The sequence below is a fragment of the Streptomyces sp. NPDC052701 genome, assembly GCF_040678355.1.
GTDB lineage: Bacteria > Actinomycetota > Actinomycetes > Streptomycetales > Streptomycetaceae > Streptomyces.
The window spans coordinates 47165-70473 of sequence record NZ_JBFATO010000013.1; the positions used below are offsets into that span (position 1 = coordinate 47165).

The following is a 23309-nucleotide window of genomic DNA, read 5'->3' on the forward strand; positions in this document are numbered from 1 at the left end:
AGGGGTACTCGCCCCATCGGGTCCCGGAACGAATCCAAGCATCCGAGGAATTCGGGGAGTTCGGGCAGACGACGATGGCGGGCTTCGGACACGGAACGCGCAGGAACCCCCGCTCACGTGGCCGGACGTGGTCACGGACCGGGCCGGATCGCGCGACGCTCGCAATCGTCGGAGTCGTCTGCGCGGCCGCCGGATTCCTCGTGCTGGGAATCGTCCCCGGCCCCGTCGCGATCGTCTGCGGCCGGCTCTCCATGGGCCGCGCCCGGACGGGCGCCCGGCCGCTTCCGGCCGTGGTCGCCGTCGTTCTGGGCGCCCTCGGCACACTCCCGGCGGTCGTCCGGCCCGCCGGGGCGGCACTCCCGGGCAATGGACCGCTCTGACCCGGGACGCGGGGCGAGGGCCTCCGGCGGTCCGGCCGGGGGCCCGCCCTCCTGCCGGCCGCGACACCGGCCGGTCCGGGCCTACTTCGCCGAGGTCCCCTTCAGCGCCGCCAGTTCGTCCCGCAACGCCCGCACCTCCTGCGTCAGTTCGCGTATCGCCTCGGTCTGCCGCCGCTCCTCCACGTCGTCCTTCTCGAACCGTGCTATGAACCACGCGGCGATGTTCGCGGTCACCACACCCAGCAGCGCGATCCCGGACAGCATCAGCCCGACGGCCAGCATCCGCCCGAGCCCGGTGGTCGGCGCGTGGTCCCCGTACCCCACGGTCGTCATCGTCGTGAACGACCACCACACCGCGTCGTCCAGGGTCCTGATGTTCCCGCCCGGCGCGTCCCGCTCCACCGACAGCACCGCGAGCGAGCCGAACATCAGCAGCCCGACCACCGACCCGGCCACGTACGTCGTGAGCTTGATCTGCGAGGCCATCCGCGCCCGCTGCCCGACGAGCAGCAGGGTCGACACCAGCCGCAGCAGCCGCATCGGCTGCAGCAGCGGCAGCAGCACCGCGGCCAGGTCGAGCCAGTGCGTCCGGACGAACTCCAGGCGCCGCTCGGCGAGGGCCAGCCGGACGGCGTAGTCCAGCGCGAACGCGCCCCACACGGCCCACTCCACCGCCGCGCAGACGGCGACCACGTCACGGCCCGCGTCGGGCCGGACGATCGGCACGGCGTAGGCGACGGCGAAGGCCAGGGCCAGGGCGAAGAGGGGCCGCTGTGTGTGCTGTTCCCAACGGCGCTGGGCCGGCTGCTGCGTCATGGCCGCATCGTAGAAAACGTCAGGGGGGTGGCGTACCCGCAGGTGCACCACCCCCCTGACGGCGGGTACGGGTGCTACGCGTCGCCGCCCGCGACCCCCGGGTCGGCCGCCGCCACGTCCAGCAGCTGGTAGCGGTCGATGGCCTGCTTCAGGACCGAGCGGTCGATCTTGCCCTCGCGGGCCAGTTCGGTGAGGACCGCGACCACGACCGACTGCGCGTCGATGTGGAAGAAGCGGCGGGCCGCGCCCCGGGTGTCGGCGAAGCCGAAGCCGTCCGCCCCGAGGGACTGGTAGGTGCCGGGCACCCAGCGCGCGATCTGGTCGGGAACCGACCGCATCCAGTCGGAGACGGCCACGAACGGTCCCTGCGCGCCGGACAGCTTCCGCGTCACGTACGGCACCCGCTGCTCCTCCTCCGGGTGCAGCAGGTTGTGCTCCTCGCAGGCCACGGCGTCGCGCCGCAGCTCGTTCCAGGAGGTCGCCGACCAGACGTCGGCCCTGACGTTCCACTCCTCGGCCAGGATCCGCTGCGCCTCGACGGCCCAGGGGAGGGCGACACCGGACGCCAGGATCTGCGCCGGGACCGAGCCCGCCGTGCCCTCGCTGAAGCGGTAGATGCCCTTGAGGATGCCCTCGACGTCCACGTTCTCCGGCTCGGCCGGGTGCTGGATCGGCTCGTTGTAGACGGTCAGGTAGTAGAAGACGTCCTCGCCGTGCGGGTGCTCCTCGGAACCCCCGTACATGCGGCGCAGGCCGTCCTTGACGATGTGCGCGATCTCGTAGCCGAAGGCCGGGTCGTACGCCACGCAGGCAGGGTTGGTGGAGGCCAGCAGCTGCGAGTGGCCGTCCGCGTGCTGCAGGCCCTCACCGGTCAGGGTCGTGCGGCCGGCGGTCGCGCCCAGCACGAAACCGCGGGCCAGCTGGTCGGCCATCTGCCAGAACTGGTCGCCGGTGCGCTGGAAACCGAACATCGAGTAGAAGACGTAGACCGGGATGAGCGGCTCGCCGTGGGTCGCGTACGCCGAGCCCGCGGCGATCAGCGAGGCCGTGCAGCCCGCCTCCGAGATGCCGTCGTGCAGCATCTGCCCGTTCGGCGCCTCCTTGTAGGCGAGCAGCAGCTCGCGGTCGACTGCCTCGTACTGCTGTCCGAGCGGGTTGTAGATCTTCGCGCTCGGGAAGAAGGAGTCCATGCCGAACGTGCGGTACTCGTCCGGCGCGATCAGCACGAACCGCTTGCCGATCTCCTTGTCCCGCATGAGGTCCTTGAGCAGACGCACAAAGGCCATCGTCGTCGCGATGGACTGCTGGCCCGAGCCCTTCTTCACGGTCGCGTACGTCTTGTCGTCGGGGAGGGCGAGCGGCTTGGAGCGGACCACGCGGGTGGGGACGTAACCGCCGAGGCTCTTGCGGCGGTCGTGCATGTACTGGATCTCCTCCGAGTCCCGGCCCGGGTGGTAGTACGGCGGCAGGCCGGACTCCAGCTCCTTGTCGGAGATCGGCAGGTGCAGGCGGTCGCGGAAGCGCTTGAGGTCGTCGACCGTCAGCTTCTTCATCTGGTGCGTGGCGTTGCGGCCCTCGAAGTTCGGGCCCAGCGTCCAGCCCTTGACCGTCTTGGCCAGGATGACCGTCGGCTGGCCCTTGTGCTCGACGGCCGCCTTGTACGCCGCGTAGATCTTGCGGTGGTCGTGACCGCCGCGGCCCAGGTGCAGGATCTGGTCGTCGGTCATGTTCTCGACCATCGCGCGCAGCCGGTGGTCGTCGCCGAAGAAGTGCTCGCGGATGTACGCCCCGGACTCGGTGGCGTACGTCTGGAACTGGCCGTCCGGGGTCGTGTTCATCTTGTTGACCAGGATGCCGTCGCGGTCCTGCGCGAGCAGCGGGTCCCAGGTGCGGTCCCAGATCAGCTTGATCACGTTCCAGCCGGCGCCCCGGAAGACCGACTCCAGCTCCTGGATGATCTTGCCGTTGCCGCGCACCGGGCCGTCGAGCCGCTGCAGGTTGCAGTTGACGACGAAGGTCAGGTTGTCCAGGCCCTCGCGGGCGGCGAGGGTGAGCTGGCCCAGCGACTCCGGCTCGTCCATCTCGCCGTCGCCGAGGAAGGCCCACACGTGCGACCTGGAGGTGTCGGCGATCCCGCGCGCGTGCATGTAGCGGTTCATCCGCGCCTGGTAGATCGCGCCGATCGGGCCCAGGCCCATCGACACCGTCGGGAACTCCCAGAAGTCCGGCATCAGCCGCGGGTGCGGATAGCTGGAGAGCCCGTACGGCGCCTTCGACTTCTCCTGGCGGAAGCCGTCCAGGTGCTGCTCGCTGAGCCGGTCCAGCAGGAACGCGCGGGCGTAGATGCCCGGCGAGGCGTGGCCCTGGAAGAAGACCTGGTCGCCGCCGTCGCCCTCGTCCTTGCCGCGGAAGAAGTGGTTGAAGCCGACGTCGTAGAGCGAGGCGGAGGAGGCGAAGGTGGCGATGTGGCCGCCGACGCCGATGCCGGGCCGCTGGGCCCTGGACACCATCACGGCGGCGTTCCACCGGGTGGCGTTGAGGATCCTGCGCTCGATCTCCTCGTTGCCCGGGAAGAACGGCTCGTTCTTGGTGGGGATGGTGTTGACGTAGTCCGTGCTGCGCATCTCGGGCACGGCCACGCGCTTCTCGCGGGCCCGCTCGATCAGCCGCAGCATCAGGTAGCGGGCCCGCTCCCGGCCGCGCTCGTCCACGGCGGCGTCGAGGGAATCGAGCCACTCCTGCGTCTCTTCGGGATCGAAGTCAGGAACCTGACTCGGAAGGCCGCCAATGATGATCGGGTTGCGATCGGATGCGGAAGCCACGCTGTTCCTTACCTGTCAGAGGGCCTGGGGGGCCGCTGTTTCGCTGCTGTCACCGGGTCTGCACCGCTCCCCATGGTCCACCTCGGGGCCGCGGACGTCATCTCTACCGAGGAGTAACCCGGACGTGGACCGGCTTCGTGACGTGTGGGGCGAATACCTTCGAGTCTCGTACCCACGGACGATTCCCAAACGCGCAAACGGGGCAGAAAGGTGTGGTGTGTGTCACCTCGGTCCATGATGGTGTGCGCGGAGTTGCGGTGACACGGCCAGGATCGTCACCGTTTCGGCGGTCTGAACGGCCGGGTACTTGCGCGATCCGCCCCGCCCGTGTGGACTACGGCCAATGCTTCGCGCACGCGCGTGGCTGAGATTCTCCCAGGCTCCCGACGAGCCGGGGGGTACCCCCCATCCAAGAACATGATCAGGAGGCAACCCGTGAGCGCGACCGCGGACCACGCGGAGGAGCGGACGAACCCTGCCGCCAGGCTGGGGTTCCAGCCCGGGCAGGTGGTCCAGGAGATCGGCTACGACGAGGACGTGGACCAGGAGCTCCGCGAGGCCATCGAGGAAGCCATCGAGGGCGACCTGATGGACGAGGACTACGACGACGTGGCCGACGCCGTTGTGCTGTGGTTCCGTGACGACGACGGCGACCTGACGGATGCGCTGGTGGATGCCACCACGTACATCGAAGAGGGCGGCGCGATCCTTCTCCTGACGCCGAAGACCGGCCGTTCGGGATATGTGGAGCCGAGCGACATCTCGGAGGCCGCCACGACGGCGGGCCTGACGGCGTCCAAGAGCGTCAGCGTGGGCAAGGACTGGAGCGGCAGCCGGCTGGCGACGCCGAAGGCCGCGAAGTCCAAGCGTTAGTCGTACGGGGCGTGGCGGGCTGACCGGGTCAGCCCGCCCGCCGGCCTGTGACGGTCCCTGCGTAGGGTGTTCCCGCCCGAACGACGCTCCGAAGGGATGAACACGACGATGGCGATCCAGGTCGGCGAGAAGGCCCCCGACTTCGAGCTCAAGGACAACCACGGCGCGACCGTGCGGCTCTCCGGCTTCCGCGGCCGCAAGAACGTGGTGCTGCTCTTCTACCCCTTCGCCTTCACCGGCGTGTGCACGGGCGAGCTGTGCGAGCTGCGCGACAACCTGCCGCAGTTCTCCGACCGCGACACCCAGCTGCTCGCCGTCTCCAACGACTCCATCCACACGCTGCGCGTCTTCGCCGAGCAGGAGGGCCTGGAGTACCCGCTGCTGTCGGACTTCTGGCCGCACGGCAACGTCTCGCGCGCCTACGGCGTCTTCGACGAGGACAAGGGGTGCGCCGTGCGCGGCACCTTCATCATCGACAAGGAGGGCGTCGTGCGCTGGACGGTCGTCAACGGCCTGCCGGACGCCCGCGACCTGAACGACTACGTGAAGGCACTCGACAGCCTGTGACGCCCCGGACGGCCGGCACCCGGTGATCCTTCGGCTCCAGCGCCTGCGAGGGCCGGGAACCCGTCACTAGGATCGACTCGTTGATCCGACATCCGAGCACTGAGGGGCATCCCGCCCCCGCACACCAATGGAGGACTCGTGGGAGTCAGCCTCAGCAAGGGCGGCAACGTATCGCTGACCAAGGAGGCGCCGGGCCTGACCGCGGTCATCGTCGGTCTGGGGTGGGACGTCCGCACCACGACCGGCACCGACTTCGACCTGGACGCGAGCGCGCTGCTGCTGAACAGCTCCGGCAAGGTCGCCAGCGACCAGCACTTCATCTTCTTCAACAACCTCAAGAGCCCGGACGGCTCGGTGGAGCACACCGGTGACAACCTCACCGGTGAGGGCGAGGGCGACGACGAGCAGATCAAGGTCGACCTCGCCGGCGTCCCGGCCGACGTCGAGAAGATCGTCTTCCCGGTCTCCATCTACGACGCCGAGAACCGCCAGCAGTCCTTCGGCCAGGTCCGCAACGCCTTCATCCGCGTGGTGAACCAGGCCGGTGGCGCCGAGATCGCCCGCTACGACCTGTCCGAGGACGCCTCCACCGAGACCGCCATGGTCTTCGGCGAGCTGTACCGGCACGGCGCGGAGTGGAAGTTCCGCGCCATCGGCCAGGGCTACGCCTCGGGCCTGCGCGGCATCGCGCAGGACTTCGGCGTGAACGTCTGAGCGTTCCGAAGGTCTCCTTAGGTCTCCGTCCGGCGTCGCACGGTTTACGTGCGGCGCCGGACGTGCAGGACAGCCAGTAGGCATCACCTCGGGGAGGGACCAGCATCATGGGCGTCACGCTCGCCAAGGGGGGCAACGTCTCCCTGTCCAAGGCCGCACCGAACCTCACTCAGGTGATGATCGGACTCGGCTGGGACGCGCGCTCCACCACCGGAGCCCCTTTCGACCTCGACGCCAGCGCGCTGATGTGCGGCGGCGGCCGGGTCCTGGGGGACGAGTGGTTCATCTTCTACAACCAGCTCAAGAGCCCGGACGGCTCGGTGGAGCACACCGGTGACAACCTCACCGGTGAGGGCGACGGCGACGACGAGTCGATCCTGGTCGACCTCTCCAAGGTGCCGCCCCAGGTCGACAAGATCGTCTTCCCGGTCTCCATCCACCTGGCCGACGAGCGCGGCCAGACCTTCGGCCAGGTCAGCAACGCCTTCATCCGTGTGGTGAACCAGGCCGACGGCCAGGAACTCGCCCGCTACGACCTCAGCGAGGACGCCTCCACGGAAACCGCGATGATCTTCGGCGAGGTCTACCGGCACCAGGGCGAATGGAAGTTCAGGGCGGTGGGACAGGGGTACGCGTCGGGGCTGCGGGGGATCGCTCTAGACTTCGGAGTCAATGTTTCGTAAAGCCGGGTACGGCGCGGGGGAGCCCCGTACACACACGATTGGGTAGCCAGTGGTTCTGAAAACCTTCGGGTGGTCGTTCGCGGTCACCGCGCTCGGCCTGGTCGCAGCGGTCTTCTACGGGGGGTGGACCGCTTTCGGTATCGTGGCGATCCTCTCCATCCTCGAGATCTCGCTGTCCTTCGACAACGCGGTGGTCAACGCCGGAATCCTGAAGAAGATGAGTGCCTTCTGGCAGAAGATCTTCCTCACGATCGGCATCCTGATCGCCGTCTTCGGCATGCGGCTGGTCTTCCCCGTCGTGATCGTGGCGATCAGCGCCCAGCTCGGGCCGATCGAGGCGGTGGACCTGGCGCTCACCGACAAGGACCGGTACCAGGAGCTCGTCACCGACGCCCACCCGGCGATCGCCGCCTTCGGCGGCATGTTCCTGCTCATGATCTTCCTGGACTTCATCTTCGAGGACCGGGACATCAAGTGGCTGGGCTGGCTGGAGCGGCCGCTGGCCAAGCTCGGCAGGGTCGACATGCTGTCGGTCTGCATCGCGCTGATCGTCCTGCTGATCTCCGCGATGACCTTCGCCACCCACGCCCACCAGCACGGCGGCACGCACGTCGACAAGGCCGAGACGGTGCTGCTCTCCGGCATCGCGGGTCTGATCACCTACATGATCGTGGGCGGTCTCTCCGGCTACTTCGAGGACCGGCTCGAGGACGAGGAGGAGCGCGAGCACGAGGCGGAGGAAGAGGCCGTGCGCGCCGGCAAGCCGCGCTCCGCGGTCGTGGTGGCCGGCAAGGCCGCGTTCTTCATGTTCCTCTACCTGGAGGTCCTGGACGCGTCCTTCTCCTTCGACGGCGTGATCGGCGCCTTCGCCATCACCAACGACATCGTCCTGATGGCCCTCGGCCTGGGCATCGGCGCCATGTACGTCCGGTCGCTGACCGTCTACCTGGTCCGCCAGGGCACCCTGGACGACTACGTCTACCTGGAGCACGGCGCGCACTACGCGATCGGCGCGCTCGCCGTGATCCTGCTGGTCACCATCCGGTACGAGATCAACGAGATCGTCACCGGTCTCGTCGGCGTCGTCCTGATCGGCGCCTCCTTCTGGTCCTCCGTCCGCCGCAACCGCGCGCTGGCGGCCGAGGGAGGCTCCGGTTCGGACGAGAAGTCCGAGGTCTCCTCCGGGGTGTGACGACCCTCCGGGTGAGGAACGCTCTGTGCGGGGCGGCCGTCGAGGACACTCCTCGGGGCCGCCCCGCCGGTCGTCAAGACCCGTGGGCTCCCGTGGCCCCCGGGTCCTCCACATGAATCCTGGGGGCGGGAATGGGCTTGTTCGACGGACTCAGGCGCGGACGCGAGGCCGCCTTCGACTCGGGCAGCGCCGCCAGCAACGCCATCGAGCTGACCAAACGGCACAGCCAGGTCTCCCTGACCAAGCAGGGCGCGGCCACCGGCCATCTGCGCATCAACCTGACCTGGCGGATGCGCACCTCCGACTTCGGCGGTCCCCGGCGCGAGAGCCTGCTGCGGCACCCCTTCAGGGCGCTCAAACCGCCGGAGGTGATCGGGCACAGCCAGAGCATGGTCAACGTCGACCTCGACCTGGGCTGCCTGTACGAACTGCAGGACGGCACCAAGGGCGTCGTCCAGCCGCTCGGCGGCTACCTCGGCGACGTCAACGCACCGCCGTACGTCAAACTCAGCGGCGACGACCGGTTCGGCTCGGGGTCCGGCGAGACGATCTACGTCAACCTCGACCACCGCGACGCCATCAAACGCCTGCTGGTCTTCGCGTACATCTACGACCAGACACCCGCGTTCGACCGTACGCACGCCATCGTGACGCTGTACCCCAGCAACGGCCCGCGCATCGAGATAGGCCTGGACGAGCGGCACCCCCAGGCCCGCTCCTGCGCCGTGGTGATGCTCGAGAACACCAAGAAGGAGATCCTCGTCCGGCGCGAGGTGAGGTTCGTGTACGGGTTCCAGGCGGAGCTGGACCGGCTGTACGGGTGGGGCCTGCAGTGGGGGCGCGGCTACAAGGCGAAGGCGGAGCGGTGACGGCGCACGGCCGGGCCCGGCCGTGCGCCCCGGAGCCCGGGACGCCCTAACGGCCGATGAACTGCGGCCCCTGCGGAGGCATCCGGAAGTCCGGGTCGGGGACGGCGGCGCCCGCCGGCGGATAGCCGTAGCCGGACGGGGCCCCCGCGGCGACCGGTGCCTGCGGGTAGCCGTAGGCCGGTGCCGTCGTCGGGGGAGGCTGCTGCGTGGTCGCCGGCGGCTGCTGGGGGTAGCCGTACCCGGGCTGGGCCGGGACACCGGCCGGCTGCGCGTGCGAGACCGTCGGCTGCTCCGGCGGCAGCGGCCGGGACGCCTCGGGCGCCGGCCGCGCCGGACCGGGCCGGGCGGACCCGGCAGCCGCCGTTCCCTCCCCGGCCGCCTCCGACTCGTCCACCGAGATGCCGAAGTCGGTCGCCAGGCCCTTCAGGCCGTTCGTGTAGCCCTCGCCCAGCGCGCGGAACTTCCAGCCCTCCCCGCGCCGGTACAGCTCACCGCAGATCAGCGCCGTCTCCTCGCCCGTCTGCGGCTTGACGTCGAAGTACGCCAGCGCCTCCCCGTCGGCACGCGCCGCGTCGTACAGCAGGATGCGCAGCGCCCGCACACGCCCGAAGGCGACGCCGTCCGCCGAGGCGACCAGCAGGATCCGGTCGACCTCGGACTCGACACCGGTGAGATCCGTCTGGATCGTGTCGGTCAGGCCCTCGGCGGTCCGCTTCTTGCCGAGCCGCCAGACCTTCCCGGAGGGGTGCCGGGGCTGGTTGTAGAAGACGAAGTCCTCGTCGGAGCGCACGCGGCCGCCGGGGCCGAGGAGCAGCGCGGAGGCGTCGACGTCCGGGATCCCCTGCCCGGGCGTCCAGCGCAGCACGGCGCGTACCGTGGTGGCTTCCAGCGGGACGTTCGACCCCTTCAGCATCGCGTGCGTCATGCCGTCATCCTGCCTTCTCCGTCCTGGTCACGACAACGCGGGGGTATGTCTCCGACACGGCGGGGTTGCTTGAAGTTCATGCCTCGCGGGAACTCCGGACATCGATCTCTACGTACTATTACCGGCCACCTTTCGACTTCACAGGCCACCCAGCCACCGCGGGGGAGTTCTATGCGTCATTTCGGGCACATCGCCCCTGAGGTGCGGAAGCGTCTCTTCCACCGGGAGCCGTGCGAGTTCACGCCGGACTCCCCGGCCCGGCTGCTCGCCGCGGCCCTGGGCGCCACGCTCTACAGCCCCGCGACCCGGCCGCGCCTCGCCGACGACATCGCCAAGCAGGCCGCACGCGGTGTGGTGTCGATGGTGCTGTGCCTGGAGGACTCGATCGACGACGGGGACGTCGCGGCGGGCGAGGAGAACCTCGTCCGGCAGTTCGCGGACCTCGCCGCGCGGCCCGGGGCGGTCCTGCCGCTGCTGTTCGTCCGGGTCCGCGCCCCCGAGCAGATCCCCGACCTCGTACGGCGCCTCGGCCCCGCCGTGCGGCTGCTGTCCGGATTCGTGCTGCCCAAGTTCACCGGGGAACGCGGTGTGTCCTTCCTGGAGGCGCTCGCCGGCGCCGAGGCCGAGAGCGGACGGCGGCTCTTCGCCATGCCGGTCCTGGAGTCGCCGGAGCTGCTGTACCGGGAGTCCCGTGTGGCGACCCTGGAGGGCATCTACCGCGTGATCGACAAGTACCGCGACCGGGTGCTCGCGCTGCGCCTGGGCGTGACCGACTTCTGCTCCTCCTACGGGCTGCGCAGAGCGCCCGACATGACGGCGTACGACGTCCAGATCGTCGCCTCCGTCATCGCCGACGTGGTGAACATGCTGGGGCGGGCCGACGGCACCGGCTTCACCGTCACCGGGCCGGTGTGGGAGTACTTCCGGGTCCAGGAGCGCATGTTCAAGCCACAGCTGCGGCAGAGCCCGTTCCTGGAGGTGCAGGCCGTGGAGCTGCGCGAGAAGCTGATCGAGCACGCCATGGACGGACTGCTGAGGGAGATCTCCCTGGACCAGGCCAACGGCCTGCTGGGCAAGACCTGCATCCACCCCTCGCACGTACTGCCGGTGCATGCGCTGTCGGTGGTCAGCCACGAGGAGTTCAGCGACGCCCAGGACATCCTCAGGCCCGAGCGGGGCGGCGGGGGCGTGCTGCGGTCGGCCTACACCAACAAGATGAACGAGGTGAAGCCGCACCGCGCCTGGGCGGAGCGGACCCTGCTGCGCGCCGAGGTCTTCGGCGTGGCGAACGAGGACGTCGGCTTCGTGGAACTGCTCGCGGCCGGACTGTCCGGCTGAGCGCACGGCAACCCAGGAGATCGCCGGTCCCCGTAGGGACCGCGGACACCGACGCAAGGAATCCATGGAGAAGGCAGTGAACGAGGGGGTGCACCCCGAGGGGGTGCGCGACGGAGCGCGCGACGGGGACCGGACCGGGGCGCCCGGCGGCGTCTGGTCCGGCAGCTGGGTCGCCGAGCGGCTCGGCGTCGGGCTGACCGGTGACGACGCGCTGACCGGCCTGCTGGGGCTCGCGCTGCGCCGCAACCCCAAGCGGGCGCACCTGCTGGTGTCGAACGTGCTCGGCAAGCACGTACCGCAGTCGCCGTCCGTCGTGTACGACCACGGCGTCGCGCTCGGCCGCCGGGTGCGCGAGCTGCTGGGCGCCGAGGAGGCGCGCGAGGCGGTCGTCCTCGGCTACGCGGAGACCGCGACCGGTCTCGGCCACTCGGTCGCCGACGGCCTGGGCGCCGTCCCCTGCCTGCACTCCACCCGCCGCCCCGTCGCCGGGGTCGCCCCGGCGGGCGGCTTCGAGGAGTCCCACTCGCACGCGACCTCGCACCTGCTGCTGCCGGAGGACCCGGCGCTGCTGGTCGGTGACGGGCCGCTGGTCCTGGTCGACGACGAGTTCTCCACCGGCAACACGGTCCTGAACACCATCCGCGACCTGCACGCGCGCTACCCGCGCGAGCGGTACGTGGTGGTCGCCCTGGTCGACATGCGCTCGGCCGCCGACGCCGGCCGCCTGGACGCCTTCGCCCGTGAGATCGGCGCCCGCGTCGACCTGGTCGCGACCGCCTCGGGCACGGTGACGCTGCCGGAGGGGGTGCTGGAGAAGGGCCGGGAGCTGGTGGCGCGCCACGAGGCCGCGCCGGCGGGGCCCGCGCCGCGGCCGTCCCACGGCCGGGTCGCCCGCGTCGACCTGCGCTGGCCCCGGGGGCTGCCCGACGGCGGCCGGCACGGGTTCACGCCCGCGCACCGCGCGCGGCTGGAGGACGCCCTGCCCGCCATGGCCGCCCGGGTGGCGCGGGCGCTGCCCGCCGACGCCCGCCGTGTGCTGGTGCTGGGCTTCGAGGAGCTGATGTACGCGCCGCTGAGGCTGGCCCGCGAGCTGGAGCGGGTGCTCGGCGCCGAGGTGCGGTTCTCCACCACCACCCGCTCGCCCGTCCTCGCGGTCGACGACCCCGGCTACGCGATACGCACCCGCCTGGTCTTCCCCGCGCACGACGACCCCGCCGACGGGCCCGGCGAACGCTACGCCTACAACGTCGCGGGCGCGGGCTTCGACGCCGTCGTCGCCGTCGTCGACTCCGTCGCCGACACCCCCCGGCTGCACGCGCCGGACGGCCTGCTGGCCCAGCTCGCCGCGCACACCCCGCAGGTCCTCCTCGCGGTCGTGCCGAGTTACGTCCCCGAGCCCCTGTACGTCCCCGAAAGGCCCGCCATGCTGCCCGAGCCCCTCCGCGGCCCCGACTTCTCCTCGTACGCGCCCGAGGAGGTCGGCTGGCTGCTCCAGGACCTCTCGGAGGTGACGCTGGAGGCTCCGACCGAGGAGCGCGAGGAGGCGATCCAGAGCGGCGGCGCACACTACGCCGAGTCGCTGCCGGTGGAGTACCAGCCCAGCGAGCGCTACCAGGAGCTCTTCCACGCGGCGCTGGAGGAATCCGCGGCCCGCCTGGCCCAGGCGGTCGGCGTCGTCACCGAGCTGGTCCTCGCCGAGCGCACCCGCTCCCGGCCCCGCCCGGGCACGGGGACCTCCGCGCCCCGGCCCGTCCTGGTCTCCCTGGCCCGCGCGGGAACGCCCGTCGGCATCCTGATGCGCCGCTGGGCCCGGCACCGGCACGGCCTGGACCTGCCGCACTACGCCGTCTCCATCGTCCGCGGCCGGGGCATCGACGCCAACGCGCTGCGCTGGCTGGCCCGGCACCACGACCCGCGGGACGTCGTCTTCGTCGACGGCTGGACCGGCAAGGGCGCCATCGCCCGCGAACTCGCGCGGGCCGTCGAGGAGTTCGAGGCGTCCGACGGTGTCACCGGCTTCGACCCGGAGATCGCGGTCCTGGCCGACCCCGGTTCGTGCGTGCGGACGTACGGCACCCGCGAGGACTTCCTCATCCCCTCCGCCTGCCTCAACTCGACCGTGTCCGGCCTGGTCTCCCGCACCGTCCTGCGGGCGGACCTGGTCGGCCCGCACGACTTCCACGGCGCCAAGTTCTACCGCGAACTCGCCGGCGCCGACGTCTCGGTGGCCTTCCTCGACGCGGTCTCCGCCCGCTTCCCGGAGGTCGCGGACGCCGTCGACGGCCAGGCCAAGGAACTGCTGGCCACCGACCGCACCCCCACCTGGGAGGGCTGGGCGGCGGTCGAACGCATCAGCGAGGAGTACGGCATCCACGACGTCAACCTCGTCAAGCCCGGAGTCGGCGAGACCACCCGGGTGCTGCTGCGCCGCGTGCCCTGGAAGGTGCTGGCGCGGGCCGGCGCGGGCCGCGACCTCGACCACGTCCGCCTGCTGGCCGAGCAGCGGGGGGTGCCCGTCGAGGAGGTCGCCGACCTGCCCTACACCTGTGTCGGCCTGATCCACCCCCGGTACACCCGGGGCGCGACCGGCGCCGACGGCAAGGCGGTGACGGTCTGATGCCGGTGCTCGTCGCGAGCGACCTCGACCGCACGCTGATCTACTCCTCCGCCGCCCTGGCCCTGACCATGCCGGACGCGCGGGCCCCCCGGCTGCTGTGCGTGGAGGTGCACGAGAGCAAGCCGCTGTCCTACATGACGGAGACGGCGGCCCGGCTCCTCGCCGACCTCGGCGACGCGGCGCTGTTCGTGCCGGCCACGACCCGCACCCGCAAGCAGTACCAGCGCATCAACCTGCCGGGCCCGCCGCCCGCGTACGCGATCTGCGCCAACGGCGGGCACCTGCTGGTGGACGGTGTCTCCGACCCGGACTGGCACGCGCGGGTGACCGCCCGGCTGGCCGACGAGTGCGCCTCGCTGACCGAGGTGAGCGAACACCTGATGAGGACCGCCGACCCGGTCTGGGTCCGCAAGCACCGCATCGCCGAGGACCTCTTCGTCTACCTCGTCGTCGAGCGCGAACTGCTCCCCGAGGACTGGGTGAAGGAACTCGCGGCGTGGGCGGAGAACCGCGGCTGGACGGTCTCGCTCCAGGGCCGCAAGATCTACGCGGTGCCCAAGCCGCTCACCAAGAGCGCGGCCGTGCACGAGGTCGCCCGCCGCTCCGGCGCCGCCCTCACCCTGGCCGCCGGCGACTCCCTCCTCGACGCCGACCTCCTCCTGGCCGCGGACCGCGGCTGGCGCCCCGGCCACGGCGAGCTGGCCGACACCGGCTGGACCGCCCCGGCGATCGACGCGCTCGCCGAGCGGGGCGTCCTGGCCGGGGAGCGGATCCTGCGGGAGTTCCTGCGGGCGGTGCGGCAGGCTCCTTGATGCCCCGGGCGCCGGGCGCCGGATGCCGGGCGCCGGATGCCGGGCCCGGGTCTTCACGGGCGGGGCGTGGCCGGTGCCGCGGGGCCGGCCGCGCCCGCCGGCCCGCCCGGCCCCGCGCACGTCCCGCGCGCCGTCACCGGGTCCGGTCCGGTCGCAGGTCCCGCGCGTCCTCCTGCTCCGGTCCGCGCCCGCGCCGGCCGGCCCCCGGCCGCCGCAGACGCACGCCCGCGAACGCCGCCACCGCCAGGGCGGCCACGACGAGGACCACCTTGGAGTACGCGGAGACGACGCGGGTGACCTCGGACCAGTTGTCGCCCAGCGCGTGGCCCGCGAGCACGAACGCCGTGTTCCAGATCGCGCTGCCCAGCGTGGTCAGGCCGAGGAACACCGGCAGGCGCATGCGCTCGACGCCCGCCGGCACGGAGATCAGGCTGCGGAAGACGGGGATCATCCGCCCGAAGAACACCGCCTTGGTGCCGTGCCGCAGGAACCAGGCCTCGGTGCGCTCGATGTCCTCGGCCTTCACCAGCGGCAGCCGGGCCGCCATCGCCACCGTCCGGTCGCGGCCGAGCAGCGCGCCGACGCCGTACAGCGCGAGCGCGCCGGCCACCGAGCCGGCCGTCGTCCACAGCAGGACGGCGAGCAGGCTCATCCGGCCGTCGCTCGCCGCGAACCCGGCGAGCGGCAGGATCACCTCGCTGGGCAGCGGAGGGAAGAGGTTCTCCAGTGCGATGGCCAGACCGGCGCCCGGCGCGCCCAGCGCGTCCATGAGGCCGAGGACCCACTGCGGTGCGCCGCCGCCGTCCGCGGCGAGGACCTGTGCCGGTGCCGCCCCGGCCGCCGGGTGCGCCGTGACCGGCTGCGCTGCGATGGCTGTCATGCCGGTCACGGTAGGAAACCGCGGCTGAAGAGAACCTGAGGAGGCGAGGGAGGCGGCCCGCGCGGGGCCCGGCCCCGCGCCCGGGCCGCCGAAGGGCCGGGACGGCCGCCCGGGAAGGGGCCGCGGCGTCAGCCGCAGCAGCCCCCGCCGCAGCAGCCGCCGCCCCCGCCGCCCGCGCGGGGCGCGGGGGCCGGGGCGGAGGAGGCGGTGCCGCCCACCGCGACCGTGGACAGGAGTTTCACCGTGTCGTCATGGCCCGCGGGGCAGGCGGCGGGAGCGGAGGACTGAGCCATCGGACGGCTGAGTTCGAAGGTGTCGCCGCAGGTACGGCAGCGGTACTCGTAGCGAGGCATGGGCACAGGTTAACCGGCGCGCGGCGGCCGCGGCCGGTGCCCGGCCCGCCGCGGCGGACGCGGCCCGGTCAGTGCGGTCCGGCTCCCCGTTCCTCCCGGATCTGCGCCACCACCCGGGCCACCGTCCGCCGCACCGCCTCCGTCTCCGTCAGGAAGTGCCAGTAGTCGGGGTGGCGGCCCTCCAGGGTGGCGATCGCGCGGTCCAGGCGGGCCACGGAGTCGTCCAGGGGGCGCGCGTGGCGCGGGTCGGGGGTGTTGCGGCCGGCCATGGCCAGGCGCTGGGCGTCGCGGAGGGCGAAGCGGGTGCGGTCGATCTCCTGCTGGGGGTCCTTCTGCACGGCGTTCAGGCGCCGCAGGCGGTCACCGGCGGCCGACACGGCCTCGTCGGTGGAGTTCAGCAGGGCCCGCGCCGTCGACAGCAGGGCGGTCGCGTCCGGCCAGCGCTGCTCGTCGCGGGCGGCCTGCGCCTCGGCCAGTTTCCGCTCGGCCTGCCGCACGGTCTCGGCGGCCTGCTCCGGTACGTGCTGCAGGTCCTGCCAGCAGGCCAGGGCGAACCGCCGCCGCAGTTCGCTCAGGACCGGTTCGACCTGTTCGGCGCGGGTGGTCAGCGCCTGGGCGCGGGTGCGCAGGGAGACCAGGCGGTGGTCGATCTCGGCAGCCCGCCCGGGCAGCCGCTCGGCCGTCACGCGGATCGCCTCGGCCTCCCGGGTGACCCGCTCGGCCCGCTCCAGGGTCTGCGGCACGCCGTGCTGCCCGGCGCCCTGGTTCAGCCTGGTCAGCTCCGGGGAGAGGGCGGCGAGCCGGGCGGCGAGGTCGTCCGCCCTCAGACCCGAGGCCCGTACGGCGTCCAGGGCGCCGGAGGCGGCGAGCAGGGCCTGCCGGGCGCGTTCGACCGCGGGGGCGAGCCGGGCGAGCTGGGTCTCGGCCTTGCCGATCAGCGGTCCGAGGCCGTCGGCGAACCGGTCCAGCTCCTGCTTGACCCGCTCCAGCTCCTCCTTGGCGGCGGTCAGCTCGGCGCGGGCGCGGGAGGCGGCCGACGCCTCCAGGTCGTCCCGGTCCAGGTCGTGGGCGTCGACGGCTTCGATGTAGCGGTGGCTGACCTCGTCGATGCGCCGGCCGAGCGCCTCGAAGCCGGCGACCGCGCGCCCGGCGGCGGGGGAGTCGTCGACCGCGGCGATCGTCTCGATCGAGATCCGCAGGTCGCGCTGGGCGGTGTCGAGTTCGTAGAACGCGGCCGCCGCCGCGTCCTTCGCGGACTGCGCCTCGGCCCGCTGGCTCTCGGCCCGCCCGCCGAACCAGCGCCGTGTGCCGCCGCCGGCGAACGCGGCGGGCAGCGCCAGCGCGGCGAGCAGCGGCAGCCCCACCAGGGCGAGCGCGTCCCGGACCGGCCCGGGCGCCTGGCGCGGACGGGCCGGCGCGCGGCGGCGCGCGGGACGGAGCACGCGGTGGGCGCGCGGCACCGACGGCGGGTCCGGCTGTGCTGGTGTCGCCGTCACATCCCTCTCCCGCACTGTCGTCCACCCTGCCCGGTGTCATTGTCCCACCGGTTAGGGACGAAGACACGGGCCGGTCAGTTCGCGGTTCCGGCGGTGACTTCGCCGTCGCCGGTGCGCGCGGTCACCGCACGCGGGCCCGAGTCGCCGCGGGGCACGGACACGTCCCCCCCCCCGGCCCCTGGCCCGCCGTCCGCCCCGGGGGGTCACCCGGTGGGCGGCCCGGGGCGGCGCGGTCCTCGGGGGCCGTCGCCGCTGCGGGCCCGCACCCGGTCCGGCAGGACGCCGAGTTCGAGGCGGACCGGACCGTCGCGCGTCCCGGTGCGCGCCTGGCGGGAGGAGACCTCCGCGCACCGGTCCGGTCCGTCGCCGGTGCGCGGGTCCGGGGGGCCGGCGGAGGTGCGGACGGAGACGGGGCCCGCGGAGGTGCGGACGGAGGCGGGGCCCGGAGCGCTCCCGGCTTTCTGGTGGGGCCGGCCCCGGCCCACCCCCGGCGGCGGCCTGCCGTGACGGGTTTGCGGGACAGCGCCCCCGGCAGGGTAGGCTGTCGAGTCGTCCTGGGTGTCCGGCCCGGGGAGCGGGTGCGTAGCTCAGGGGTAGAGCGCCTGCCTTACAAGCAGGATGTCGGCGGTTCGAAACCGTCCGCGCCCACCGGGAGCACGAAGGAACGCCCCGGGCCGTCGACGGCCCGGGGCGTTCCTTCGTGCCGGCGGGAGGCGGCGGGGATCCGGGCGGGGCCGGCCCCGCCCGCTCTCAGGTCTCCCCGGCGCCCTGGGCGGGAGCCTCGTGGGCGTGCTTCAGCCGGGAGCGGGCGTCCACCCGGTCGGGGCCGGTGAGCTCCGACCAGTAGCGGTGGGTGCTGACGAACACCGCGAGTTCGTGCTCGCGCCGGCGGAGCTTTTCCACCTCCGCCTGTTCGTCGGCGCTCCAGCCGGGCGAGGCGGGGCGCTCCACCTTGCGCCAGCCGTTGTCGTCGCTGAAGCCGTCCAGCGGTTCCACCGACCAGGGGAGCCGCTTCAGCAGGGCCGACAACTCGGCCCGGACCTGATGCAGTTCCTCCTGACCGGCGAGGAGGTCACTCGGAAAGTCATAGGTCGCAGCCACAGCCCAATGATACGCCTGTTCGAATTTGGGTGGCGAGTTCCTTCCCGTGGTTCATCCGAACGGGTGTGCCTGTGGCGAGTGCCGGATCGAGGGGGGCGGCTCAGTGCCCGAGTTCCGTCAACTCCCTTACCAGACGGGCGGTGAGGGGAGCCGGCACGTCGTGCCGCTCCGCCGCGCGCAGCAACGCGCCGCCGATGGCGTCCAGTTCCAGAGGGCGCCCCGCCTCGGCGTCGCGCTGCATCGACGACCTGGTCCGCGGGGGGAAGGCGTCGTAGCGGGCCAGGGCCCGGTCCGGGTCCGCCGGGCCGCCGCAGGCGCGGCTGATCGCGGCCGTCTCCTCGACCAGGGCGGTCAGTTCGGCACGGTGCCGGGTGCGGATGTCGCCCAGGGGGAGGCCGTAGCGGGTGGTGAGCAGGGCGAAGGGGGCGAGAAAGGACATCTTCGCCCACAGGACCGCCGTCTCGTCGGCCAGGACCCGGGTGGCCGGCCCCGCGGCGGCGAAGGCCCCGGCGAGGGCGCCGAGCAGCTCGCCGGGCACGCAGGCGCCGGTCAGGTCGATCTCCGCGAACGGGCTGCCGTGCTCGACGACCCCGGGGGCGACGCGGGTCGACTCGACGCGGACGACGGCCGGGGCGACGCGGTCGGGACGGTACCGGGCGCGCAGGACTGCCGGGTGTTCGACGCCGTTCAGGAACGGTACGAGGAGGCCGTCGCCGAGGGTGTGCGGCGGGACGCGGGTCAGGGCGTCGTGCAGGGCGGTGTGCTTGACGGTGATCAGGCAGGCGTCGACCGGTTCGCGCAGGCGGGTGTCGGCCTCGACGGGGACCGCGAAGTCGCCGAACCGGCCGCTGCGGACCTCGAGTCCGCGCGTGCGCAGGGTGCCGGCCGTCGTGTCACCGGCCAGGCAGACGACACGGTGGCCGGCGCGGGACAGCAGGGCGGCGAGCAGGCCGCCTACGCCGCCGGGGCCGAGGACGGCCACGGTCAGTGGGTTCGCCATGGTGGGCTCCTCTCGTCGGTCGGCCCCTGTGCGGTGGCCGCCGAGGACGATCGTCGCAGGTGCCCGGGGCATGGCCGTACGGGGTTCGTGGGGCCAGACTGGGGGCATGTGCCGGAGCATCAAGACACTTCGTCCTCCCGTGCTGGCCGAGGAGGCCACCGAGGAGGAGATCCGGGCCGCCGCGTTGCAGTACGTGCGGAAGGTGTCCGGGTTCCGGGCGCCGGCCGCGCACAACCGGGAGGTGTTCGAGCGGGCCGTGGACGCGGTCGCCGAGGCCACGGCCGAGCTGCTGGGCGGACTGGAGGTACGGGGGGCCGCGGGACGGGGAGCCGGGTAACGCGCGGTGCCGCGGGACGGGGGCCGGGTGGCGCGCGGTGCCGTCACGGGGCCGGTCCGCGCACGGGCGGCGCGAAGGCGCGGGCTACGACCCGGCCGCCCGCGGCTACGCCGGCCGCCTGCGCAGCAGGTACGCCGCCGCCGCCCCCGCGCCGGACAGCGCCGCCACCGACACCGCCGCGGCCAGCCAGGTCGCGCCCAGCCAGTGGGCGCCCAGGTAGCCGAGGGTGACGCTGTAGGCGGCCCAGGAGAGTCCGGCCAGGGCCGACCAGGGAAGGAACTCGCGGACGCGGCGGTGGGCGGCGCCGGCGCCGAGGGAGACGAGCGAACGGCCGGCGGGGGCGAAGCGGGCGAGCACGACCAGGGCGCCGCCGCCCCGGGTCAGGGCCGCGCCGAGACGTTCCTGCGCGGTGGTCAGGCGGCGGGAGCGGGCGATCGCCCGGTCCAGGCGGGCGCCGCCGCGCCGGGCGAGGCGGTAGGCCACCAGGTCGCCCAGGACGGAGGCGGTGGCCGCGCAGAGAGTCAGGACCAGGACGTCGGGCACGTCGGCCGCCGTCTCCGCGGCCGCCGCCGTGGCGGCCGTGATCACCAGGACGCCGCTGGGCAGCACCGGCAGGAACACGTCGAGCAGCACCGACAGGGCCACCGCCGCGTAGATCCACGGGCTGCCGGTCAGCGCCCCCATACTCTCCTGCACCGCAACTCCCCGTGATTCCCCCGTGGGCCAGACCGTGCCGCGATGTCGCGGGGGGAGCGGCAGGAGTGGCCATGACAGCCATACAGCGTACGCGGGAGGTGTGACGAAAGGGTCACGGGGGGCTCATGCGATGGACACGGCGCGTTCATCCGGCACGCGGGCACGCGGGCACGCGGGCACGCGGGCGCGCCGCACGCGCCCGGCCGCACACGCCGGTGCCCTCCCCGTTCGACGGGGAGGGCACCGGCGGTCTCGCGCGGGCGGGGTCAGACCGTCGCGGGTGCCTGCTCGGCGGCCGGCTTCCGGGTCGACGAACGCCTGGTGAGCAGCCGGTCGAGTCCGAGGGCACCGGAGCCGGTGAAGATCAGCAGGAACATGGCCCAGCAGTACAGGGCCGCGCCCTCGCCGTTGTTCTCGATCGGCCACAGGGCCTCGGCCTGGTGGACCTTGAAGTACGCGTAGGCCATGGCGCCGGAGGAGAGGAAGGCCGCGGCGCGGGTGCCGAGTCCCAGCAGGACGAGGCTGCCGCCGACCAGCTCGATCACGGCCGCGTACCAGTTGGGCCAGGCGCCGGTCTCGGCGGTGGCGCCGCTGCCGTCCACGCCGCCGAACGCGCCGAAGAGGGCCATGGCGCCGTGACAGGCGAAGAGCAGCCCCACGACGATGCGGAACAGGCCGAGGGCGTACGGCTGGGCGCTGTCGAGGCGTCCGGTCATGTGGGGTCGCTCCTTCGGTAGGCCGGCTCGGGGAGGGGCCGGTCCGGGGACGGAACCGAGTGGGACGATCCACGTTAGGCCCGCCTAATTAATGCTTGCAAGTTCAACATTAGGCCATTGGTTCACCTCGGCTTCGTCTTCCTCTCCTGCCACCACTGCACGTGGCGCCGCTCCGGTCACCTCACCCGCGCCCGAAAGTGTGACCGAAAGCACACTCGGACCGGCTCCCCCGCGGCCATCCGGTGCACGCCCTGCCGCGGCGCCCCGAAGCCGGTCCCCCGGAGGGCGGTGCCGGGACGGTCCCGCGGGCGGCAGGGGCGCGGTGCCGCCCCGGGCGGGCCGCGCGCGGGGAAGCGCTCCGCGGGCCCGCGGCGGCGGGCTCGCGGCCCCGGCGGCCGGCGCGCGGGTGGATCAGGGGCGGGTCGGGGGGCGGATCAGGGGGCGAGTTCGGTCTCCTCGACCGCCCGCAGCACCGGGCGCCCGTCGCGCACCGCCCGCGCCTGCTCCAGCCGCAGCCGGGCCGAACGCCCGCGCAGCGTCAGCGTCATGAGCTGGTTGCCGAACCAGGGTCCGCCGGTCTTGCGCCAGCGGATCGGCGGCCGCGGCAGGCGTCCGTGCCGGGCGAGGCACCGGCCGAGGACCCGTGCCACCGCGTGCCAGCCGACGCGGAAGGCCAGCCGGATCGACAGCGGCACGGAGTTGTGGACGGGGGAGCAGACGAGCTGCACCACCCGGGCGTCGGGCCCGCCCCGCGGCCAGGACGGCTCGGCCACGTAGGCGTGGTGGACGTCGCCCGACAGCACGCACACGGTCGCCGGCGCGTCCGGCCCCGAACCGGCCTCGGCGATCAGCGCCGCCAGGTCGGCGAAGGAGGACGGGAACGCCGACCAGTGCTCCAGGTCGGCGCCCCGCCGCACCTTCTCGGCCAGCCGGGCCCAGCGGGGGCCCCGTTCGCCCCGGCACAGCGCCGCGTTCCACTCCTCGGCGTCGTGCACCAGGTGCGGCAGCAGCCAGGGCAGCGAGGTGCCGACGAGGAGGTGGTCGTACGCCCCCGGCGCGTCCAGCACCTGCTCGCGCAGCCAGGCGGCCTCCTTCGGATGGAGCATCGCGCGGCTGCCCTCCTCCAGGACGCGGGCCGCGCGGCTGTCCACCATCACCAGCCGGACGCGGCCGAAGTCGCGCCGGTAGCTCCAGCGGGCGGCGGCCGGGTCGGCGTCGGCCCGGGCGGCGAAGGTGCGCAGGACGTCGGTGCCGTCGGGGGCCTCGCGGACGGCCTCGTACAGCGGGTCGGCGGCCAGCTCGCCGGGTGAGAGGTTCCCCAGGTGCTGGTGGACCCAGTACGACATCAGGCCGCTCAGCAGCCGCTCCCGCCACCACGGCGTGGCGCGCATGTCGGCCAGCCAGGCGGCGGAGGTGTTCCAGTCGTCGATGACGTCGTGGTCGTCGAAGACCATGTAGGTGGGCACGGTGGACAGCAGCCAGCGGATGCCGGGGTCGAGCCACGACTCGTAGTAGAGGTGGGTGTACTCCTCGTAGTTCGCGACCCCGCTGCCCGGCGGCTCGTCGAGGTCGCGGCGGGCCGCCAGCCAGCGCTGCGTGGCGTCGGAGGTCTCGTCGGCGTACACCTGGTCGCCGAGCAGCAGCAGGACGTCGGGCCGCTCGCCCTGCGGATCGGCCGCGATGCGGGCGGCCAGCGCGTCCATGGCGTCCGGACCGACCGGGTCGCTGCCGTCGGCCGGCGGGGCGGCCCAGCGGCAGGAGCCGAAGGCGACGTGGACGCCGCCGTCCTTCGGGAGCGTGCGGATGACCGACGGCGGGAAGGGCGAGTCGGGCAGCGGCCACACGCGCGTGCCGTCCAGGAACACCTCGTACGCCGTCGACGTGCCCGCGGTGAGGCCGCTCACCGGGACCAGGGCGTAGTGGTGCCCGGCCACCTGGAAGGTGCGGGCCGTGCCCGCGGCGCCGTCGGCGCAGCGCACCTCGGCGGTGCACGGACGGCTCGTCTCGACCCAGACGGTCGCGGACGAGCCGTCGGTGTACCTCAGCAGCGGTCCCAGGCGCAGTCCGGCCATGGTGATTTCCTTCCGTCGCCCCGTACGGTACGGAACGACGGAGGCCGGCG

22 protein-coding genes and 1 tRNA gene are annotated in these 23309 nt (G+C 73.0%); 12 read left to right on the plus strand and 11 right to left on the minus strand.

Annotated features, from left to right (window positions below):
• The first annotated feature begins 74 nt into the window (after positions 1-74).
• Positions 75-380 carry a small hydrophobic protein gene (locus tag AB0L29_RS17020; RefSeq protein ID WP_365827835.1) on the plus strand — a complete coding sequence of 102 codons (306 nt, stop codon included), beginning with the start codon at positions 75-77 and terminating at the stop codon, positions 378-380.
• Positions 381-461: 81 nt separating this feature from the next.
• Here AB0L29_RS17020 and AB0L29_RS17025 read toward each other — a convergent pair whose 3' ends face one another.
• Positions 462-1196: a potassium channel family protein gene (locus tag AB0L29_RS17025; RefSeq protein ID WP_365827837.1), complete on the minus strand. Its 735-nt coding sequence runs from the start codon at positions 1194-1196 to the stop codon at positions 462-464.
• 74 nt (positions 1197-1270) lie between these two features.
• On the minus strand, positions 1271-4018 hold the full coding sequence (gene aceE, locus AB0L29_RS17030) for a pyruvate dehydrogenase (acetyl-transferring), homodimeric type (RefSeq protein WP_365827839.1): 2748 nt from the start codon (positions 4016-4018) through the stop codon (positions 1271-1273).
• Positions 4019-4453: 435 nt separating this feature from the next.
• On the opposite strand from aceE, the gene AB0L29_RS17035 reads away from it, so the two are divergent.
• The 6 genes from AB0L29_RS17035 to AB0L29_RS17060 all read left to right on the plus strand — a co-directional run bounded on the left by AB0L29_RS17035 (position 4454) and on the right by AB0L29_RS17060 (position 8916).
• Complete coding sequence (locus AB0L29_RS17035) at positions 4454-4891, plus strand: DUF3052 domain-containing protein (RefSeq protein ID WP_365827841.1); 438 nt, start codon at positions 4454-4456, stop codon at positions 4889-4891.
• 108 nt (positions 4892-4999) lie between these two features.
• Positions 5000-5458 carry a peroxiredoxin gene (locus AB0L29_RS17040; protein WP_365828069.1) on the plus strand — a complete coding sequence of 153 codons (459 nt, stop codon included), beginning with the start codon at positions 5000-5002 and terminating at the stop codon, positions 5456-5458.
• A gap of 138 nt (positions 5459-5596) precedes the next feature.
• On the plus strand, positions 5597-6172 hold the full coding sequence (locus AB0L29_RS17045; RefSeq protein ID WP_365827843.1) for a calcium homeostasis/redox stress adaptation protein: 576 nt from the start codon (positions 5597-5599) through the stop codon (positions 6170-6172).
• A gap of 107 nt (positions 6173-6279) precedes the next feature.
• Positions 6280-6855, plus strand: coding sequence for a TerD family protein (locus AB0L29_RS17050; protein WP_365827846.1), 576 nt, complete (start codon positions 6280-6282; stop codon positions 6853-6855).
• Positions 6856-6904: 49 nt separating this feature from the next.
• Positions 6905-8047: a DUF475 domain-containing protein gene (locus AB0L29_RS17055; protein WP_365827848.1), complete on the plus strand. Its 1143-nt coding sequence runs from the start codon at positions 6905-6907 to the stop codon at positions 8045-8047.
• A 131-nt stretch (positions 8048-8178) separates the two neighbouring features.
• Complete coding sequence (locus AB0L29_RS17060; protein WP_365827850.1) at positions 8179-8916, plus strand: Tellurium resistance; 738 nt, start codon at positions 8179-8181, stop codon at positions 8914-8916.
• A gap of 46 nt (positions 8917-8962) precedes the next feature.
• Here the strand turns inward: AB0L29_RS17060 and AB0L29_RS17065 are convergent, their stop codons facing one another.
• Positions 8963-9841, minus strand: coding sequence for a TerD family protein (locus AB0L29_RS17065; RefSeq protein ID WP_365827851.1), 879 nt, complete (start codon positions 9839-9841; stop codon positions 8963-8965).
• 171 nt (positions 9842-10012) lie between these two features.
• Here AB0L29_RS17065 and AB0L29_RS17070 point away from each other — a divergent pair, with 171 nt between their 5' ends.
• The 3 genes from AB0L29_RS17070 to AB0L29_RS17080 all read left to right on the plus strand — a co-directional run bounded on the left by AB0L29_RS17070 (position 10013) and on the right by AB0L29_RS17080 (position 14608).
• On the plus strand, positions 10013-11179 hold the full coding sequence (locus AB0L29_RS17070; RefSeq protein WP_365827853.1) for an HpcH/HpaI aldolase/citrate lyase family protein: 1167 nt from the start codon (positions 10013-10015) through the stop codon (positions 11177-11179).
• Positions 11180-11243: 64 nt separating this feature from the next.
• A complete protein-coding gene (locus AB0L29_RS17075) occupies positions 11244-13796 on the plus strand; it encodes a phosphoribosyltransferase (RefSeq protein ID WP_365827855.1) in 2553 nt (850 codons plus the stop codon).
• Positions 13796-14608 (plus strand): HAD family hydrolase, encoded by an 813-nt coding sequence (locus tag AB0L29_RS17080; RefSeq protein WP_365827857.1) that lies wholly within the window; start codon positions 13796-13798, stop codon positions 14606-14608. The genes AB0L29_RS17075 and AB0L29_RS17080 overlap by 1 nt, the downstream gene beginning before the upstream one ends.
• A 133-nt stretch (positions 14609-14741) precedes the next feature.
• Here AB0L29_RS17080 and AB0L29_RS17085 read toward each other — a convergent pair whose 3' ends face one another.
• From AB0L29_RS17085 to AB0L29_RS17095, 3 genes are all read right to left on the minus strand, one after another.
• Positions 14742-15377, minus strand: a complete 636-nt coding sequence (locus AB0L29_RS17085; RefSeq protein WP_365828071.1) for a DedA family protein — start codon at positions 15375-15377, stop codon at positions 14742-14744.
• A gap of 239 nt (positions 15378-15616) precedes the next feature.
• On the minus strand, positions 15617-15841 hold the full coding sequence (locus AB0L29_RS17090; RefSeq protein WP_365827859.1) for a zinc ribbon domain-containing protein: 225 nt from the start codon (positions 15839-15841) through the stop codon (positions 15617-15619).
• Positions 15842-15909: 68 nt separating this feature from the next.
• On the minus strand, positions 15910-17337 hold the full coding sequence (locus AB0L29_RS17095; protein ID WP_365827861.1) for a hypothetical protein: 1428 nt from the start codon (positions 17335-17337) through the stop codon (positions 15910-15912).
• Positions 17338-17913: 576 nt separating this feature from the next.
• Between AB0L29_RS17095 and AB0L29_RS17100 the strand changes: the two genes are divergently transcribed.
• A tRNA-Val gene (locus tag AB0L29_RS17100) sits at positions 17914-17985 on the plus strand.
• Positions 17986-18087: 102 nt separating this feature from the next.
• Here the strand turns inward: AB0L29_RS17100 and AB0L29_RS17105 are convergent.
• The gene (locus AB0L29_RS17105; RefSeq protein ID WP_365827863.1) at positions 18088-18438 is read right to left on the minus strand and encodes a hypothetical protein; all 351 of its coding nucleotides are present in this window, start codon (positions 18436-18438) and stop codon (positions 18088-18090) included.
• Positions 18439-18538: 100 nt separating this feature from the next.
• On the minus strand, positions 18539-19438 hold the full coding sequence (locus AB0L29_RS17110) for a 2-dehydropantoate 2-reductase (protein WP_365827865.1): 900 nt from the start codon (positions 19436-19438) through the stop codon (positions 18539-18541).
• Between the two features lie 106 nt (positions 19439-19544).
• Between AB0L29_RS17110 and AB0L29_RS17115 the strand changes: the two genes are divergently transcribed.
• Entirely contained in the window at positions 19545-19775 is a 231-nt protein-coding gene (locus tag AB0L29_RS17115) for a DUF2277 domain-containing protein (RefSeq protein ID WP_365827867.1), read from the plus strand.
• 105 nt (positions 19776-19880) lie between these two features.
• On the opposite strand, the gene AB0L29_RS17120 is transcribed toward AB0L29_RS17115, so the two are convergent.
• The 3 genes from AB0L29_RS17120 to AB0L29_RS17130 all read right to left on the minus strand — a co-directional run bounded on the left by AB0L29_RS17120 (position 19881) and on the right by AB0L29_RS17130 (position 23259).
• Positions 19881-20459, minus strand: coding sequence for a VTT domain-containing protein (locus tag AB0L29_RS17120; protein WP_365828074.1), 579 nt, complete (start codon positions 20457-20459; stop codon positions 19881-19883).
• Between the two features lie 278 nt (positions 20460-20737).
• Positions 20738-21187 (minus strand): DoxX family protein, encoded by a 450-nt coding sequence (locus tag AB0L29_RS17125; RefSeq protein WP_365827869.1) that lies wholly within the window; start codon positions 21185-21187, stop codon positions 20738-20740.
• A 434-nt stretch (positions 21188-21621) separates the two neighbouring features.
• Positions 21622-23259, minus strand: coding sequence for an alkaline phosphatase D family protein (locus AB0L29_RS17130; RefSeq protein ID WP_365827871.1), 1638 nt, complete (start codon positions 23257-23259; stop codon positions 21622-21624).
• Positions 23260-23309 lie beyond the last annotated feature (50 nt).